The sequence below is a fragment of the Streptomyces sp. NPDC018693 genome (assembly GCF_044391385.1).
GTDB lineage: Bacteria > Actinomycetota > Actinomycetes > Streptomycetales > Streptomycetaceae > Streptomyces.
This window is the reverse complement of sequence record NZ_JBIRZZ010000010.1, coordinates 149,002-163,634: the sequence shown is the minus strand read 5'-3', so window position 1 is coordinate 163,634 and position 14,633 is coordinate 149,002. Positions and strand designations below refer to the sequence as shown.

Here is a 14,633-nt window from a genome sequence, read left to right as displayed (position 1 = left end):
TGTCCGTGCTGGTGGACCACCTGGTGGGGGTGGCGCGAGCCGCTCGGGGGGCGGGGGATGGTGCCGCCGACGGGGCGACCCGCTGGCGGGGGGGGGGCCCCCCGGGGGCGCCCACCCCACCCCCCGCCCCCACCACCCCTGACCGCACGGATGCGGCTACCCCTGGCCGCACGGATGCGGCTACCCCTGGCCGCACCGGTGCGGCGGTAACTGACCTACAAGAAGGTGTTGAAGAAGTAGATCAAGAACAGGCGCCTGCGGCGCGAAGCGCTGGTGACGCCCGTAGGGCCTCTACCGGTAGTGGGGCGCGCGACGCGCGAGGCGGCTCCGCCGCGACGAAAAAGCGAGCGCCCTCGAGGAACAGGACCCGGCTGACCCCGGTCGAGACTGCGCTCGTCGCGGTCGTCGAGCGGGCGGTGCCGCCGTCCCTGCTGGAGCTGCTCGAAGCCCAGAAGGTGCCGCACGGGTGGCGGGTGTCGGTGCTGGGGGAGCTGGAGCACCGTACGGCGGAGCAGCTCGCGGACCGTGTGGCCCGCCGTTGGGTGCGTCACCGGTACCAGAGCCACCTGCTGGCCGGTCGGGGCATCGACAACCCGTACAAGGTCCTCCAGGCGCTCGTGCGGGCCGGTGAGTGCCCGGACGCCGGGTGCGAGGACGGCGAGCTGATCGACACTGGCGCGGACTGCCGGGCGTGCCAGGAGCGCAGGGCGAACGGCCGCCCGTCAGGCAAGGCCGGTTCGGTGCCTCAGCAGCGCTCGGCGTCGGTCTGGTGGGAGTGCCGGACGTGCCGGAACCCGAAGTTGGAGCGGCGGGAGCCGAAGCCGGAAGACCGCGTGTGCCAGGACTGCAACCGCGAAGCCGCCCTCGCCTTCGCGGACCTGGAAGCCCGCCTCAACGCCCCCACGACCGAGGACGTGAACGACCGATGACCAACCTGACGACCGAGCTGGGGGACGCGTTGCGTGCTCTGGGCGAGCACGGCGAGCACCTGCTGGTGTTCGAGGCCGCGCCCGAGCAGCTCGACGAGATCGGCGAGGGCCTGGACCGGGCCCGTCGGCTGCTGGCCGGCGTCCGCGCCGAGCAGTCGCCGACCGGCTGCCGGATCCACCCGGCGGCCCCGCCGGACCCGGCGAGCGGCGCGGCGTGCCTGTTCTGCGCGACGAACCGGCGGCGCAGCCAGGTGACCGCTGCGGCGCCCGTCACCGCGGTGGTGCCGCTGGACGAGATCTGCCGGGCCGTGGCCGAGGTGGGCCACGACGAGGCCGTACGCCGGTACGGCGCCCGCGCCGTGACCCGGGCACTGCTGCGGTGCCGCTTCGACCCGATGCTGACCGAGGAGTCCGCGTGAGCGAGGACCTGACGCCGCGCGAGCAGGCCGTGCGCGCGGTCGCCGACTTCGACCGGGCGGTGCACGACCCGAACCGCACGGTCGATCCGGTGGGGGCGCTGTTCCAGGCGCTGGGTGCCGCGTCGGCCCAGCACGCCCAGGAGATGCGGGCGGCGCGGACGCGGTGGCGGAACCGGCCGGAGGTGAAGGCCCGCCGGTCGGCCGCCGCGAAGAAGGCCGCCGCGACCCGGGCGGCGAAAAAGGCCGCCGAGCGGGCCGCCTTGGAGGCCGAGGCCGAGCGGGACGCCCGGGTGCCGACAGTGCGCTGCCCGCACATGGACTTCGTGCCGTTCGGCAGCGGCGAGACGGAGTGCGTCTTGTCGCCGGGGCACAGGGGCGAGGACCACGAGGACCTCGACGGCCACACCTGGCCGAGCGACGACTGCAACGAAGACGACTGTGGAGAGAGCTGTGGCTTCTGAACCGAACGCGACGGCGCCGATGATCGTCGAGGAGGCCGTGAACCGGGCGCTCGCCGGCGACGTGCACGGCGGCGGGATGCTCCTCGTCCCGCTGATGGAAGACAGCCGCCGGGAGTGCTACGCGCTGTGCGCGATGCTCGCGACGATGTGCTCGTTCGGGGTGGAGCCGCCAGCCGACGGCATGTTCGTGCTCCAGGTCGAGGACGTCGAGACCGGCGAGCCCGGCCGCCCCGAAGACCTGCCGCCCGAGGCGCAGTTCGCGGCCCAGTTCGTCACCGCGTGGGCCAACAAGGACCAGGACGCGACGCAAGCCCTGTTCGACGCGCTCGCCGCCGACACCGACACCGAGGCCGGTATGTGCCGGGTCGTGGACGGCGTGCTCGCTCTGTACGGCATGGCGATCGTCGCCGTACGCGCGCTCATCGAGGAGCAGCGCACCAACTCCAACCAGAAAGAGGACTGACCCCTTGAAGTTCGACACCGAGAAAGACGTCCGCGACTTCCTGCGCCTGTGCCTGGCCCCCGGGCACGGCACCGAGCGGACTCCGGCCAAGCTCGCCGAGGTCATGCCCGACCCGCTGTACGACGCGCTCGTGCGGCACGCGCCACACCTCGGCAAGCTACGCGCCGAAGCGGACCGCCAGGAGGCGCAGGCCCGCAGGGCACGCAAGGCGTACGCCGACGCCCTCGCCGCGTGGATCAACACCGACCCGGCGGACAGTGCGGACGTGCCGGGACTGTGCCCGCAGAACCGCCGCGGCGGTCAGCGCGAGCCGCAGCCGCACTTCTACCAGCCGGACGAGGCTGGCGTGGAGCGCTGCCTGTTCTGCAGCACAGTCGCCCACTGGGGCGGCGAGCCCGCCAGGGCCTACCGCACGCCGGACGGCCGTGTGTGGACGAAGGCCACCGAGGCCACCGAGGACGGCGTGACGCTGTACGAGGCCCCGTTCGTCGGCACCCGGTACACCGCCCTCGCCCTGGAGCAACTGCACGGGGAGATCGAGCCGTTCGACGAGCCCGCCGCGCCGCCGTACGTCCTGAACTCGCGGTCGGTGAACCAGAGCCCGCAGACGTCGGTGAAGCACATCCCGGACGACAACGGGCGCACGATCTGCCCCGGCCAGTACCAGGCGACGGAGCCACTGCCGGAGGACAAGGCCGCCGAGTACGCGCTGTGCAGCGGCTGCCGCAAGACGCTGCTGGCCCGGCACGAGACCGCCGACCACGCCGACGCATGACCCGCACCACAACGGCCGCCCCTGCGGGACACAGGGGCGGCCGACCCCAGCAAACCAGGAGCAGAGCGTGAGCACCAGTACGACGCTTCACTGCAACACCACCCGCGGCTTCTCGACCTGCGCGACCACCCTCATCACCGACGGCATGACGGCTGAGGAGGCCCGGCAGATCGGCGCCGCGCACGGCTGGCGGCACGTCAACGGCCGTGACTACTGCGCCGCGTGCAGCGGCAGCAGCATCAAGCCCCGCGTCATCGTCGCCATCAACGGCGCCGGACCCCACACCGACGACGCCCGGGTCCGCGCGGACCTTCGGCTGCAGACCGCCCGGGGCATGCTGCTGTCGCTCGTCAACGCGGCCACCGAAGGCGACTGGTGGTACGACCCCGCGAAGATGTGGAACGACCCCGGCCTGCACTTCGGTGAGGAATTCGTGGCCGCCGGGCCGGTCGATCGGCCGGTGTGCGTCGCCGGGACCGGTCGCGCCGACGACCCCCAGTCCATGGCCGACGCCGCATACATGGCATGCCTCGACCCGGAGGTCGGCCGTGCCATCACCGGCGTGCTGAACGAAGCCTTCGAGACCGTTCACCAGGAGCACGGCCTGGTCGAGTCGTCGCTCACACAGGCCGCCGTCGACCTCGCCGACGCCATCCTCCGGCCGAGGGTCCAGCGGTGATCCCCGAAATGGCTGCAATCCGCCGCGCGCTCGCCGCCGAGGAGCGCACACTACGCCCCGCCCGAAGGGAGCCGTCCATGAACCCGTTGACGCTGGTTCTCCTCCTGGCGCCGCTCGTTCTCACCCTCGGCGGGATCGGCTGCCGCCGTGCTCACCGCGCCTGGCGGAGGTGGGCACAGTGACCCGCACCAGCATGGCCATCGCGACCCTCTTCGGGCTCGGCTTCGTGTTCGCCGTGTCGGTCGGCGGCGGCCACATCACCGCAGGCCGCTGGGGGCACGCAGCCGCCGCGTACGCGGTCGCGGCCCTGTGCGTGCTCGGCGCGGTCCGCGAAGCAGGCCGCGCCACCATGCCGGGCGACTACACCGACGACGAGCCCGCCCTGGCCCCGGTGAAGCAGGCCGGACCGCTCGCCCGGCTGCGGGCCGCCCACAAGGCCCGCCGCGTCCTCCGCTACAGCGCCGACCCGTGTTCCTGCCGACAGGCGTGGGCGACGGGCGGCGCCGCGCACGACCCCTCGTGCCCCGAGCACCGGCGGAGCGTCGCATGAGCACCCCCGCGGTCGTAGTGCACGAGATGCCGCCCGCCGGCGGCTCGCACACGACGTGCTGCCTGACCCTGCCCGCCGAGCTGCCGCACCTCGACCTGTTCACCCGCGACCCCGCACGGGTCACCTGCACCGTCCGGCACATCGCCGAACTCGCCGTCGACTCCGACCGTGGCGAGTCGCCGTTCGGCTGGAGCACCCCAACCTGAAAGGCCCCCGCATGAAGCTGTTCCGTCTCACCCGCGAGCAGACCGAGGCCCTCGGCCGCCACCTGGCCCGCGCCGCCGACATGTGGCGGCAGCTCCTCGAAGCGTTTCGCGCGCTGGCCCGCCAGCTCACCCGCACCGTGACCGCGGTCGCCGAATTCGTGCGCCGCCAGCAGGCCGCTGATCCGCTCGGTCCCGCCACCGCCCAGCGGCGGCCGGCGTGGATGAGCCCCTACGGCCCGCCCACCGGCCGCCACCGCCGACGCTGACCCGCCGCCTGGCCCACCCACCGCGCGAAGGAACCCGACCATGCCTATGCAGCACCACGAGACGCCGATCCTTGACGAGCACTGGCAGGGCTTCGAACTCGCCCGCGATCACGAGTTCCGCTACGTGTGGATCTGGCTGGGATCCAACATCCGTTTGATCGCCCTCTGGATCGACGGCCCGAACTGGGGTTATGCGCATGGCTGGTGCTATCCCCGCGACGCCGAGCTGGTCGCCCGCGCGGTCGCCGGCTGGGACTCGGACATCCAGGACGAGCCTGCGGGCTGGCACAAGCGCCCCACCGGGGACCCCCGCCGGGCCCCGCGCCGAGATGAAGACCCCCACTACAACCGGGCGCGCTGCGAGCACGGCAGCTACTTCCTCGACGACGGATGCCGCGTCATCAACTGCCGCGACGTCCGCGAGCACGAGGACCGCGTCCACGCGAAAGGAACCGTATGACCGCCACCGATGCCGTCGACGAGACCGCGGGCCACGACGGAGGGGTGCTGCCGCCGTACTCCGCCGAGGGAGCCGTCTGCCCGAAGTGTCTCTACACCGAGGCGTTCACCTGGTACCGGCAGGCCCTCACCCGCCGCGTGACCGTCTCCGACTGGAACGGCGCTGTGGCCCGCCGCGGCCCGCTCCCCGAGCGGCACGAGCGCGAGTGCGGGCGCTGCACCTACCGCTGGGACGAGGCCCTGCCCGTCGACCGGCCCGGCATGACGGTCGACGCCCTCGTGTACGCCCTCGACAACTCGACGCCGTACCCGGTCGAACTCGACCGCACGGTGCTGGAGCACATGGCCTTCAAGCTCCTCGGCGTCCTCAACGTCACCGCCCGCCCCGACCATCCGCTGTGGCAGTACAGCGACGGCCGGCCCCCGCCCGCCGTCGCCCCGCAGCCCGCACAAGACAGCACGACGATCTGCGAAGTCCCACACGAGACGCGCGAAGAGGAAGAGGCGTGCGAACGCCGACGCCTGGCACAGCCCGCCACCCCGGCGAAGAGCACCAAGGAGACGACCCGATGACCGTGGAACTGCTGGAGACGATGGAGACCATCAGCAAGCGGTACTCCGTCGCCCCCGACCAGGCCGCCGAGCTCGACGCCGACCAGAAGCCCGAAGAGATCACGATCACCTGGCAGCACGTCACCGACCGCACGCCGAGCGTCATCGTCACCGCCCCGGCCGGAGAGGAAGGCTGGGCTGTACCCATCCCGCACCGGCCCGGCTGGCTCATGGACCGGATCGTCAAGGACGCGCCCGCCTGGTGGCTCAAGTGAGAGCCGGAGTACACCGCTTCCTCGTCACCGCCGACGACAGCGAACGCATGCGGATGTGGAGGCGTACGGCCGTGTATGCCAACTGGCTCGACGGCCGGGACAACCCGCGCGGCGGCCAGACCTGGCTCGTCACAGTTTTCGCCGAGCACGGCGAGGACTTCCTCAACGCAGCCCGCGCCACCGGCGCCACGGTGGAAGAGATCGAAGGCGGCGGTGATGACGAGCAGTATCACCTCCGCGTCGGCGAGCCCGGCAGCGGATGGCACACGGAAGAAGAGGCACCCCGTTGACCGCCCACAGCACCTTGCTACAACTCCTCGGCGAGTGGGTCACCGTCACCCACCCCGACGCCCCACACCGCGTCTGGCACGGGAAGCTCCGCGACGTCATGCACGCACCATGCATCGTCCTGGACCTGCCCGAAGGCGGCACCCAGGTGTTCCCGCAAGCCTTCGACATCGCCGCTGCGGCCCCGGCCCCCGGCGGCCCCCACCCCGACGTCCGAGCCGAGGCGCGGCCGTTCGCCGCGCTGCGGGACACCGGACTGCTGTGGCTGATCAACCGGATCGCGTTCCACCCGCGCGGCCTGGCCCTCGCCCTCCACCTCGACGAGCACGGCCAGGCGTACGGCTGGAGCCTCGTCACCAACACCGACGGCGAACCATGGCAGTTCGACCCGGCCACCGACAACGACGGCTACCGGCGCGCCGAGAACACCATCGCGGCAGTCCTGGACCGCCAGGACGACGCCGCCCGCTGCTGCGTGTGCGGCGGCCGGCCGGTCGCGTACGAGAACTACCGCGATCAGCCGTTCTGCGCTGGGTGCGCGAACTGCGACTGCGGCCAAAACGTGTGCACCCGGACCCGGCCGGACGCGGCCGGACCCTCGACGACCAGCACGGACAGCGTCCGGACGCATCCGGACCCGGACGCGCCGGACACGTCCGGACGGGGCGTCCGCATCGAGTACCGGGCCCGCGTCCCCCGCCACCTGGCCCCGGCCGCCCTCGCCGAAGCCTTCCAGGCCATCGCCGACGCCCGCGCCACCCAGGAGGACCCCGCCGGGCCCGCGCCCGATGGAGTACCCCGCTGCACCGCCACCTGGGACGGCCCCCAGCAGGGCGGCCCGGCCAGATGCTGGCGCGCAGCCAGCCACAACGACGACGAACGCCGAGCCCTCGACATCCCCCTGCACACCGGCCGCAACTCGACTGGCACCCGCTACCGGTGGAGCGACAGCGACGACGGCGCCCACCCCCATCTGGACACCGACCGGACACCTGCGGACGCCTATCCGGCCATCGGCCTCCAGACGTCCGGACGCACCCGGCCGCCCGTCCTCGGCACCGGCGTGACCAGCACGGACACCATCCGGACGCCGCGTCCGGACACTGCGCCCAGTCGCCCCGATACCCGCGAGTGGAAGGTCTGCGGAGACCGGCGTTGCATCGACCCCCGATGCCGCGAAGAGGCCACCCTCGCCGAGGCCCGCGAGCACATCGCCAACGCGATGGAGTTGCCGCTCGACCTCCTCGCCCCCGTGCGCTGCGACTGCGGACAGACCGGCCCGCTCGTCGGCGAGGCAGCGGGCGGACACCACTTCCACATCAGCCCCGAAGAGCACGAGCAGCTCATGCGCGGCCCCGACGAGGGCCTTCCCGGGTCCGCCTGGGCGAAGTGCTGGGACCGCGCCGAAGCCCTGCGCGCCGACCTCAACACGGTGGTCACCGCCTACGAAGCCCTGCGGACGCGGACCATCACCACCAGCAAGTACGTCAAGCAGCAGAGCAACCTCGGCTCCCCGTTCCGGGGCGGCGACACCCGCAACCGCATCCTCGACACCCTCGCCGTCTGGACCGAAGACCCCGGCCCTCTCAAGCTCGCCACCCTCACCGACAGCGAGGCCCCGTGAGCACCGTCCCCCACTTCCTCGACGCCCTCGACACCACCCCCGGCCAGTGGCCCGAAACCCCCTGCAAGGAACGACCCGACCTGTTCGTCGACAGCAGCCGCGCCATTCCCCTCAAGCCCGCCCGCGACGCCGCCAAAGAACGGTGCGCCCGCTGCCCCGTCCGCGAAGCCTGCGCCGACTACGCCATCGACAACGGCATCCGCGACGGCATCTACGGCGGACTCACCGTCGACGAACGCGACCAGCGCGCCCGCCAGCAGGCCACCGCCGACGACTGACCGCACAACAAGAAGGCCCCTGCCCCAACCCGGCAGGGGCCTCGTCGCACCGGGCCGGCCGCCTGGGCGGCTCAGGCGGTCAGGGCGCCAGTGCGCGCCGCGAACTCCCGCAGGCCCTCGACCTGGGTGGGCCCGTACAGCAGCCCGGCCGTCAGAGCCCGCAGTGCTGGCCGGCGCACCTCCTGCGGGGCCTCCTGCTCGACCTGCCGCAAGGCCGCAAACGTCTGCCGACTGTCCCCGAGCGCGTTCCACGTGCGGGCGACATCGGTCCAGGCACGCGCACGCCGTTCAGGCGTGGGCAGGTGGCTCACATCGAGCCGGGCCGCCGCCTTGACCGCCTCGTCGGGAGTGCCGAGCACGTTCAGCACGCTGATCCGATAGGCATCGACTTGCGTCCGGGTGGCCTGCACGGTGAACAGTCCCGGCACCGCTGGCCTGCGGTCCGCTTCCTGCTCGGCCTCCTCCAGCAGGGACAGGGCCGTCGACCGGTCCCTGCCTGCCGCCGCCGAGTAGGCGCCGGTCAGCAGCAGCGTCGTACGGACGGCGCCGGTGTGGTCCCGGTTGGCGTCCAGGTCCGCGGCCTCCTTGGTGAGCAGATGCACGGCGGCCGACGACCGGCCAGACCGGCGCATCGCGATCGCCAGCACGCGCGACGCTTCCCCGACCGCCACCGGAATTCCACTGGACCGCGCAGCGGACAGGGCACGGTCGGCCGCCACCCATGCCGCGTCGCTGTGCTGCTTCGTGGCGAGTTCAGCGGCCAGCACGTAGGCGCGAGCCAGGGCCACGCTCGCTTCCTCGCGGGCCCGGCCCGCCGAGGCGTCCCGGGTCGCCTCCGCCGACGCAATCAGTCCGGGCAGCACGTGGCCAAGACGGGTGTACTCCGTGGCGCCGAAGTCCCGTCGTGCGGCAGAGATCTGACCCACGAGACGCGGCAGCGGCATCGGCGCCGCCTGCGGCAGCCGGAACAGCGACAACTCCAAGTCGTCGGGTGGAGTGACGGCCGATGCCGGACTGGCGCCCACGACGGCCGTCGCCCCCGCTGCCATCACTCCCGTCAGCAGCTCCCTACGACGCACCGCATCCTCCTCGTCCGACCGACAACCTCCGGCCACCGTAGCGACATTGACGATGTCCGGTACGGCAGACGCACAGAGCCTGTCGGACGGGATCTCCAAGAACGCGGCAAACCGCATGAGCGACGAGTAGTCCAAGCGCAGCTTGCCCGATTCGATGCGCGACACAGCCGACGCGGAGTACCCGCACACCGCGCCGACCTGGGCCTGTGTGAGCCGCTTCGCGCAGCGGGCACCGCGTAACAGGGCGCCGATCTCAGCAGACGCTGGCCCCATGGGAACCTCCTCGAACCCAGTTGGGTGGAGGAGAACCTAGCGACGTCGCGGGCGCACGGGGAGGGCGCGCGGAAGCACACCGTATGCGCGGTTCGCACACGGTGTGCCGGTGCGCCCTTGAGCAGTCCCCGACCGGTCTTCACGCCGTCATCTTGAGGACTGCACCCGGCAACAGCCGGGCGTCTCCACGACCGGGCCCCCAACTGCGGCACACCCATGCCGCCGGCCGGTCACCCTCACCGGAGGCACTCATGAAGCTGCTGGTTACCGGCGGAGCCGGTTTCATCGGCTCCCACTTCGTCAGGCGCATCCTGGCCGCCGACGATGTCGAGAAGGTCACCGTGCTGGACGCGCTCACGTACGCGGGCCACACGGCGAACCTCGGACAGGCGTTCCTCAGCCCCAAGCTGGACTTCGTCCAGGGGAACATCTGCGACGCCGAGCTGGTCGACACCCTCGTCCGCCAGCACACCGCAGTCGTCCACTTCGCCGCCGAGTCCCACGTCGACCGCTCGTTCACCACCGCCGGAACGTTCCTCGTGACGAACGTCCACGGCACCCAGATCCTCGCCGACGCGGCCATGCGGCACAGCACCGACCGGTTCGTGCACGTCTCCACGGACGAGGTCTACGGGCCCCTGCTGAAGGGAGCCGCCACCGAGGACTACCCGCTGCGCCCGACCGTCCCCTACGCCGCGTCGAAAGCCGCCAGCGACCTGGTAGCGCTCAGCTACTGGCACACCTACGGCGCACCGGTCTGCGTCACCCGCTCCTCGAACAACTACGGGCCCTGCCAGCACCCCGAGAAGATCATCCCGCTGTTCGTGACCCGGCTCCTGCGCGGCGAGCCCGTCACCCTCCACGACCGCGGCCAGCACGTCCGCAACTGGCTGCACGTCGAGGACAACTGCGCCGGCATCGAACTCGTCCTGCGCCAAGGCGCTCCCGGTGAGATCTACAACATCGGCGGGGGTACGGACATGTCCAGCCGAGAGCTGACGAACGAGCTGCTGCGCATCTGCGGCGCCGGCTGGGAGCAGGTCACGTACATCCCGGACCGGCTCTCCAACGACCTCCGGTACGCCATGGACTGGTCGAAGATCGCCGCCCTCGGCTACCAGCCCACCCACGACTTCGCGGCCGGCCTCGTCGAGACGGCCACCTGGTACAGCCGCAACCGCGACCGGTGGGCGCCGTTGACGCGCAGCTCGGCCCTCACGCGTTCCTGCGGCACCGCCGACACGGCCCGGGAGCCGCTGCATGCCTGAACACTGGCCACAGGACGCGCTGATCGTGCTTGGCGCGTCCGAGGAGCAGATCCCGCTCTTCCAGGAGGCGCGGCGTCGCGGAATCCCCACCATCGCGGTGGACATGCGGCCGGACGCTCCCGCGCTTCCCTTCGCCGACGCAGCCCTGGAGATCTCCACGCGGAACACCGACGCAATCGCCGACGCGCTGGGCCACGCGCGCCCCGCCGGGATCGTGGCCGGCGCGAGCGACGCCGCACTGGCCAGCTGGCATGCCCTGGGCCTGCGGTACGGCACCGCCTACGTGTACCCGAAGAACGCACTCGCGGCCGGCGACAAGGCCACCTTCCACGCGATCGCCGCGTCCTGCGGCATCACCGGATACGGATGGACAGCGTCGGACAACCCGGAAGAGGTCGTCGTCCAGGCGGCAACTCTCAGCTTCCCGCTCATGATCAAGCCCGTGGACGGTTCCGGCAGCAAGGGCGTCACCTACGTCACCCACCCCGACGACCTGCCCGCCGCCGTCGCCCGCGCCCGCTCCTACTCCGCCTCCCGAAGCGTGATCGCCGAGGAGTTCGTCCAGGGCCGCCCGCTGGCCATCGAGGTTTTCATGCAGGACGGCCGGGCGGCACTGACCTGCATCAAGGACAAGGACTTCGTCGACGGAGGCTTCGTCGTCAGGCGGCTGCGCACCGCCTCTCTGCCCTCGGCGACACAACATCAGCTCCAGACCACTGTCGAGCGGCTGTGCCGGGCACTGGACATCGCAAACGGTCCAGCGAACTTCGACGTCGTCCTCGGCGCCGACGGCCAGGAACGGGTCATCGAAGCCAACACACGCCTCGGCGGTGACGGCGTTCCGCGACTGCTCGCCGCCGCCTACGGCGTGAACGTCGTGGGCGCGCTCGTCGCACTCGCGCTCGGTGAGCCGCTCGATGATTACCTCGTGCCGACGCGAGACGCGCATGCGGCGGTTGAGCTGATCGGATCGCCCCTCGCCACGGACGGCGAGCTCGTCGGATGGGAGGGCGTCACCGAAGCCCGCAGCACCCCCGGGATCACCGACGTCGAGCTGTACGCCAAGCCCGGCGACCTCGTGAGGCCGCACGTTCAGTCCGGCCACAAGATCGGCATGCTCATCGCCGCCGGACCGACGGTCGCGGACGTGTCCGCAGCCCTCGAAGCAGCCAGCGCGCTGATCCGGCCGGTCGTTCGACCGATCGCCTCAGACACCAAGACCGCGCACACCGAAGGCGCGGGCGGTGTCACGCCCGCAGTGAAGGGGGAGTCGTGAACGCTTCGTCAAGGCCGGATGCCCGGCGCAACGCCAGCCCGTACCTGTACGGAAGGGAACCTGCGGCAGGGGCCCAGGCACTCGAATCCGGGCAGTACGGGCACAACGAAGTCACCGAGGAATTCGAGCGTCGTGTCGCCGACTTCCTCGGCGTTCCCGACGCCGTGGCCGTCGCCTCCGGCACCGCGGCCCTCCACACGGCGCTGCTCGCAGCCGGAATCGGCCCCGGCAACGAGGTGGTCGTCCCGTCCATCACGTGGTGCTCGACCGTCCAGGCGATCCGGGCCGTCGGCGCCGCCCCTCGCTTCGCCGACATCGACCCCGGCACGCTGTGCGTGACCGACCAGCTCGTCAGGGACGCAGTCGGCCCCGACACGGCTGCCGTCATCCCGGTCCTGTTCGGCGGCCGGCCCATCGACCTCAGCCCCATCCGAGCCGAGCTGACGGAACGGAACATCGCCGTCGTCGAGGACGCCGCGCACGCCTTCGGATCCCGCAACGGGCGGCGCCGCGTCGGCGCGACCGGCGACCTGACCTGCTTCTCGTTCGGGCCGATCAAGAACCTCACCTGCGGCCAGGGCGGCATGGTCATCCCCCGCACCCCCGAAGAGGCCGACGCCATCCGGCGGGCCCGGATGGTCGGCGTCGTCCAGTCCCAGGCGGAACGCGCGAACGCCACCACCTACCGCGTGGACGGCTTCGGCCTGCGCTACCAGATGTCCAGCATCAACGCCGCCGTCGGCCTGGTGCAGCTCGACGACTTCGACACCACCGAGCGCACCCGCCGCGCCCTGTGGCGTGCGTACCGGGAAGCGCTCGCCGGGCTGGACGGGGTGAGGCTCGTCGACGTCGACCCCGACCAGGCGGTGCCGCACCTGTGCCAGGTCCGGGTCCCCAACCGCGACGAGGTGTTCGCGGACCTGCGGGCCCGGGGCATCGGCGTCGGAGTGCACTACCCGCCGAACCACCTCCAGCCCGCGTTCGCCCAGTGGCGGCGGCCCCTCCCGGCCACCGAGCAGGTCGCCGAAGAGATTCTGACGCTGCCCTTCCACCAGCACCTCACCGGCGACGACATCGACCACGTGGCCACCGCCCTCGGACAGGCCCTCAAGACAGCGCAGGGCGCATCGCGCGCACGGCCCTGACGGTGTGCCTGAGAACTAACGCCGTTCGCCGTTCGCCGTGGTGGCGCTGGCCCGCCGGGGCGGCACGGAGCCGGACGTCTGTTCCGCCGGACCAGTAACCGGCCTCCCGGACGCGGCCGACAGGATCTCGTCCACGAGCCTGTCGGCCGCGTCCGGACGGCCGTACGCACGGGCCCGCTCCGCCATGCCCCGGCGAAGGCCGGCATCGGCCAGGAGCGGGCCCAAAGCGTCCCGCAGCCTTTCCGGGGTCACCTCCCCTTCGAGCGCGACCGCAGCCCCCGCCTCCTGCAAATGCCTCGCGTTGTGGGCCTGCTCGTTGCCCGCCGCCGACGCCAGCGGCACGAACACCGCCGGCTTACCCAACGCGGTCAGCTCCGCCAACGTCCCCGCACCACTCCGCGACACGACCACATCGGCCAGCGCCAGCACATCCGGCAGCTCCGGGCCCACGAACCCGGCCAGGTAGTACCGGCCCGCCAGATCGGCGGGCAGCCCCGCCACCCGCGCCCGGAGCCCTTCCACATTGGCCGGACCGCACTGGTGGACCAGGTTCGCCCCCTGCAACAGCCACGGCAGCACCTCGGCGACCAGCTCATTGATCTGCTGCGAGCCCTGAGCGCCACCCGTCACGTACACGGTCGGCAGGTCCCGGTTGAAGCCCCACAACTGCAACGCCTGCACAGCCCTGTCCGGGACACCAGCCAGAACCTCGGGCCGCACCGGGTTCCCCGTCACCACCGCCACCTGCCGCGCCGACTCCGACAGCAGCTGAAGCGTCGACTCCGACGACACACAGATCCGCGAAGCCGACGCCGCCAGCTTCCGGTTCGCCAGCCCCAACCGCACCGTCTGCTCGTGCAGCACCAGCGGACGACGGCACAGCCGCGCCGCCAACCCGGCCGGCACCGCCACATAGCCGCCCGTCGCCAGCACCACATCCGGCCGGAACTCATCGATGGCCTTCCGGGCCTGCACGACACCCAGCGGCACCCGCGCCATATCCCTGACATTCGCCGGCGACGCCAACTTCAAAGGGTTCTTCGACCGGCGGATCTTGCCCGTCACGACGCTGGTGAAGGCGATCCCCTCAGCCGGGGCCACGCGCGCCTCCAGACCGTCAGCCGTCCCGATCCAGACAGTCTCAAGCGCCCGCCCCTCACCCGCCAGCCTGGCCTGCAGAGTCCGCACTGCGGTCAGCGCGGGATACGTGTGCCCACCAGTCCCGCCGCCCGTAACGACGAGACGAAAAGGATCGACGCTGTTCACGTGGAGCTGCTCCCAATCAGACGGAGATCAGACGGGCCGCCACAGTAGCGGCTGCCGAGCACAGCCTCAGCCGCCGCGCGCACATCCACGCCATACGCATCA

Annotated in this window: 20 protein-coding genes and 1 pseudogene; 18 read left to right on the top strand and 3 right to left on the bottom strand. The window is 71.8% G+C overall.

Going from position 1 to position 14,633, the window contains the following annotated elements:
• Positions 1 to 416: 416 nt before the first annotated feature.
• The 15 genes from ACH5AC_RS25470 to ACH5AC_RS25400 all read left to right on the top strand — a co-directional run bounded on the left by ACH5AC_RS25470 (position 417) and on the right by ACH5AC_RS25400 (position 8,224).
• Positions 417 to 929: a hypothetical protein gene (locus ACH5AC_RS25470; RefSeq protein WP_398864472.1), complete on the top strand. Its 513-nt coding sequence runs from the start codon at positions 417 to 419 to the stop codon at positions 927 to 929.
• The gene (locus tag ACH5AC_RS25465; protein WP_398864470.1) at positions 926 to 1,348 is read left to right on the top strand and encodes a hypothetical protein; all 423 of its coding nucleotides are present in this window, start codon (positions 926 to 928) and stop codon (positions 1,346 to 1,348) included. The genes ACH5AC_RS25470 and ACH5AC_RS25465 overlap by 4 nt, the downstream gene beginning before the upstream one ends.
• Positions 1,345 to 1,809 (top strand): hypothetical protein, encoded by a 465-nt coding sequence (locus ACH5AC_RS25460; RefSeq protein ID WP_398864468.1) that lies wholly within the window; start codon positions 1,345 to 1,347, stop codon positions 1,807 to 1,809. The genes ACH5AC_RS25465 and ACH5AC_RS25460 overlap by 4 nt, the downstream gene beginning before the upstream one ends.
• On the top strand, positions 1,799 to 2,272 hold the full coding sequence (locus ACH5AC_RS25455) for a hypothetical protein (RefSeq protein ID WP_398864467.1): 474 nt from the start codon (positions 1,799 to 1,801) through the stop codon (positions 2,270 to 2,272). The genes ACH5AC_RS25460 and ACH5AC_RS25455 overlap by 11 nt, the downstream gene beginning before the upstream one ends.
• Positions 2,273 to 2,276: 4 nt before the next feature.
• Positions 2,277 to 3,047, top strand: a complete 771-nt coding sequence (locus ACH5AC_RS25450; RefSeq protein WP_398864466.1) for a hypothetical protein — start codon at positions 2,277 to 2,279, stop codon at positions 3,045 to 3,047.
• 67 nt (positions 3,048 to 3,114) lie between these two features.
• Positions 3,115 to 3,726: a hypothetical protein gene (locus tag ACH5AC_RS25445; protein ID WP_398864465.1), complete on the top strand. Its 612-nt coding sequence runs from the start codon at positions 3,115 to 3,117 to the stop codon at positions 3,724 to 3,726.
• A gap of 178 nt (positions 3,727 to 3,904) precedes the next feature.
• Complete coding sequence (locus tag ACH5AC_RS25440) at positions 3,905 to 4,276, top strand: hypothetical protein (protein ID WP_398864464.1); 372 nt, start codon at positions 3,905 to 3,907, stop codon at positions 4,274 to 4,276.
• Positions 4,273 to 4,482 carry a hypothetical protein gene (locus tag ACH5AC_RS25435; RefSeq protein ID WP_398864463.1) on the top strand — a complete coding sequence of 70 codons (210 nt, stop codon included), beginning with the start codon at positions 4,273 to 4,275 and terminating at the stop codon, positions 4,480 to 4,482. Before ACH5AC_RS25440 ends, ACH5AC_RS25435 begins: the two co-directional genes overlap by 4 nt.
• 11 nt (positions 4,483 to 4,493) lie before the next feature.
• A complete protein-coding gene (locus ACH5AC_RS25430; protein ID WP_398864462.1) occupies positions 4,494 to 4,748 on the top strand; it encodes a hypothetical protein in 255 nt (84 codons plus the stop codon).
• Positions 4,749 to 4,788: 40 nt separating this feature from the next.
• On the top strand, positions 4,789 to 5,208 hold the full coding sequence (locus tag ACH5AC_RS25425) for a hypothetical protein (protein WP_398864461.1): 420 nt from the start codon (positions 4,789 to 4,791) through the stop codon (positions 5,206 to 5,208).
• Positions 5,205 to 5,780 (top strand): hypothetical protein, encoded by a 576-nt coding sequence (locus ACH5AC_RS25420; protein WP_398864460.1) that lies wholly within the window; start codon positions 5,205 to 5,207, stop codon positions 5,778 to 5,780. The genes ACH5AC_RS25425 and ACH5AC_RS25420 overlap by 4 nt, the downstream gene beginning before the upstream one ends.
• Entirely contained in the window at positions 5,777 to 6,034 is a 258-nt protein-coding gene (locus tag ACH5AC_RS25415; protein ID WP_398864459.1) for a hypothetical protein, read from the top strand. Before ACH5AC_RS25420 ends, ACH5AC_RS25415 begins: the two co-directional genes overlap by 4 nt.
• Positions 6,031 to 6,324 (top strand): hypothetical protein, encoded by a 294-nt coding sequence (locus ACH5AC_RS25410; protein WP_398864458.1) that lies wholly within the window; start codon positions 6,031 to 6,033, stop codon positions 6,322 to 6,324. Before ACH5AC_RS25415 ends, ACH5AC_RS25410 begins: the two co-directional genes overlap by 4 nt.
• On the top strand, positions 6,321 to 7,946 hold the full coding sequence (locus tag ACH5AC_RS25405) for a hypothetical protein (protein WP_398864457.1): 1,626 nt from the start codon (positions 6,321 to 6,323) through the stop codon (positions 7,944 to 7,946). Before ACH5AC_RS25410 ends, ACH5AC_RS25405 begins: the two co-directional genes overlap by 4 nt.
• Positions 7,943 to 8,224: a WhiB family transcriptional regulator gene (locus ACH5AC_RS25400; protein WP_398864456.1), complete on the top strand. Its 282-nt coding sequence runs from the start codon at positions 7,943 to 7,945 to the stop codon at positions 8,222 to 8,224. Before ACH5AC_RS25405 ends, ACH5AC_RS25400 begins: the two co-directional genes overlap by 4 nt.
• 71 nt (positions 8,225 to 8,295) lie before the next feature.
• On the opposite strand, the gene ACH5AC_RS25395 is transcribed toward ACH5AC_RS25400, so the two are convergent.
• Complete coding sequence (locus tag ACH5AC_RS25395; protein ID WP_398864613.1) at positions 8,296 to 9,303, bottom strand: XRE family transcriptional regulator; 1,008 nt, start codon at positions 9,301 to 9,303, stop codon at positions 8,296 to 8,298.
• A 141-nt stretch (positions 9,304 to 9,444) separates the two neighbouring features.
• Positions 9,445 to 9,576, bottom strand: a pseudogene (locus tag ACH5AC_RS25390) (helix-turn-helix domain-containing protein); the annotation flags it as partial.
• Between the two features lie 251 nt (positions 9,577 to 9,827).
• Between ACH5AC_RS25390 and rfbB the strand changes: the two are divergent.
• From rfbB to ACH5AC_RS25375, 3 genes are read left to right on the top strand one after another with little or no spacing between them, the layout of a single operon-like run.
• Positions 9,828 to 10,844, top strand: a complete 1,017-nt coding sequence (gene rfbB / locus ACH5AC_RS25385; protein ID WP_398864455.1) for a dTDP-glucose 4,6-dehydratase — start codon at positions 9,828 to 9,830, stop codon at positions 10,842 to 10,844.
• Positions 10,837 to 12,120 carry an ATP-grasp domain-containing protein gene (locus ACH5AC_RS25380; protein ID WP_398864454.1) on the top strand — a complete coding sequence of 428 codons (1,284 nt, stop codon included), beginning with the start codon at positions 10,837 to 10,839 and terminating at the stop codon, positions 12,118 to 12,120. Before rfbB ends, ACH5AC_RS25380 begins: the two co-directional genes overlap by 8 nt.
• Positions 12,117 to 13,265, top strand: a complete 1,149-nt coding sequence (locus tag ACH5AC_RS25375; RefSeq protein WP_398864453.1) for a DegT/DnrJ/EryC1/StrS family aminotransferase — start codon at positions 12,117 to 12,119, stop codon at positions 13,263 to 13,265. Before ACH5AC_RS25380 ends, ACH5AC_RS25375 begins: the two co-directional genes overlap by 4 nt.
• A gap of 15 nt (positions 13,266 to 13,280) precedes the next feature.
• On the opposite strand, the gene ACH5AC_RS25370 is transcribed toward ACH5AC_RS25375, so the two are convergent.
• The gene (locus ACH5AC_RS25370) at positions 13,281 to 14,531 is read right to left on the bottom strand and encodes a UDP-N-acetylglucosamine--N-acetylmuramyl-(pentapeptide) pyrophosphoryl-undecaprenol N-acetylglucosamine transferase (RefSeq protein ID WP_398864452.1); all 1,251 of its coding nucleotides are present in this window, start codon (positions 14,529 to 14,531) and stop codon (positions 13,281 to 13,283) included.
• Positions 14,532 to 14,633: the final 102 nt, after the last annotated feature.

Coding starts and splice junctions, on each gene's coding strand:
- ACH5AC_RS25465 (WP_398864470.1), top strand. CDS start 926: ATGACCAACCTGACGACCGAGCTGGGGGACGCGTTGCGTGCTCTGGGC.
- ACH5AC_RS25435 (WP_398864463.1), top strand. CDS start 4,273: ATGAGCACCCCCGCGGTCGTAGTGCACGAGATGCCGCCCGCCGGCGGC.
- ACH5AC_RS25430 (WP_398864462.1), top strand. CDS start 4,494: ATGAAGCTGTTCCGTCTCACCCGCGAGCAGACCGAGGCCCTCGGCCGC.
- ACH5AC_RS25425 (WP_398864461.1), top strand. CDS start 4,789: ATGCCTATGCAGCACCACGAGACGCCGATCCTTGACGAGCACTGGCAG.
- ACH5AC_RS25420 (WP_398864460.1), top strand. CDS start 5,205: ATGACCGCCACCGATGCCGTCGACGAGACCGCGGGCCACGACGGAGGG.
- ACH5AC_RS25415 (WP_398864459.1), top strand. CDS start 5,777: ATGACCGTGGAACTGCTGGAGACGATGGAGACCATCAGCAAGCGGTAC.
- rfbB (WP_398864455.1), top strand. CDS start 9,828: ATGAAGCTGCTGGTTACCGGCGGAGCCGGTTTCATCGGCTCCCACTTC.
- ACH5AC_RS25380 (WP_398864454.1), top strand. CDS start 10,837: ATGCCTGAACACTGGCCACAGGACGCGCTGATCGTGCTTGGCGCGTCC.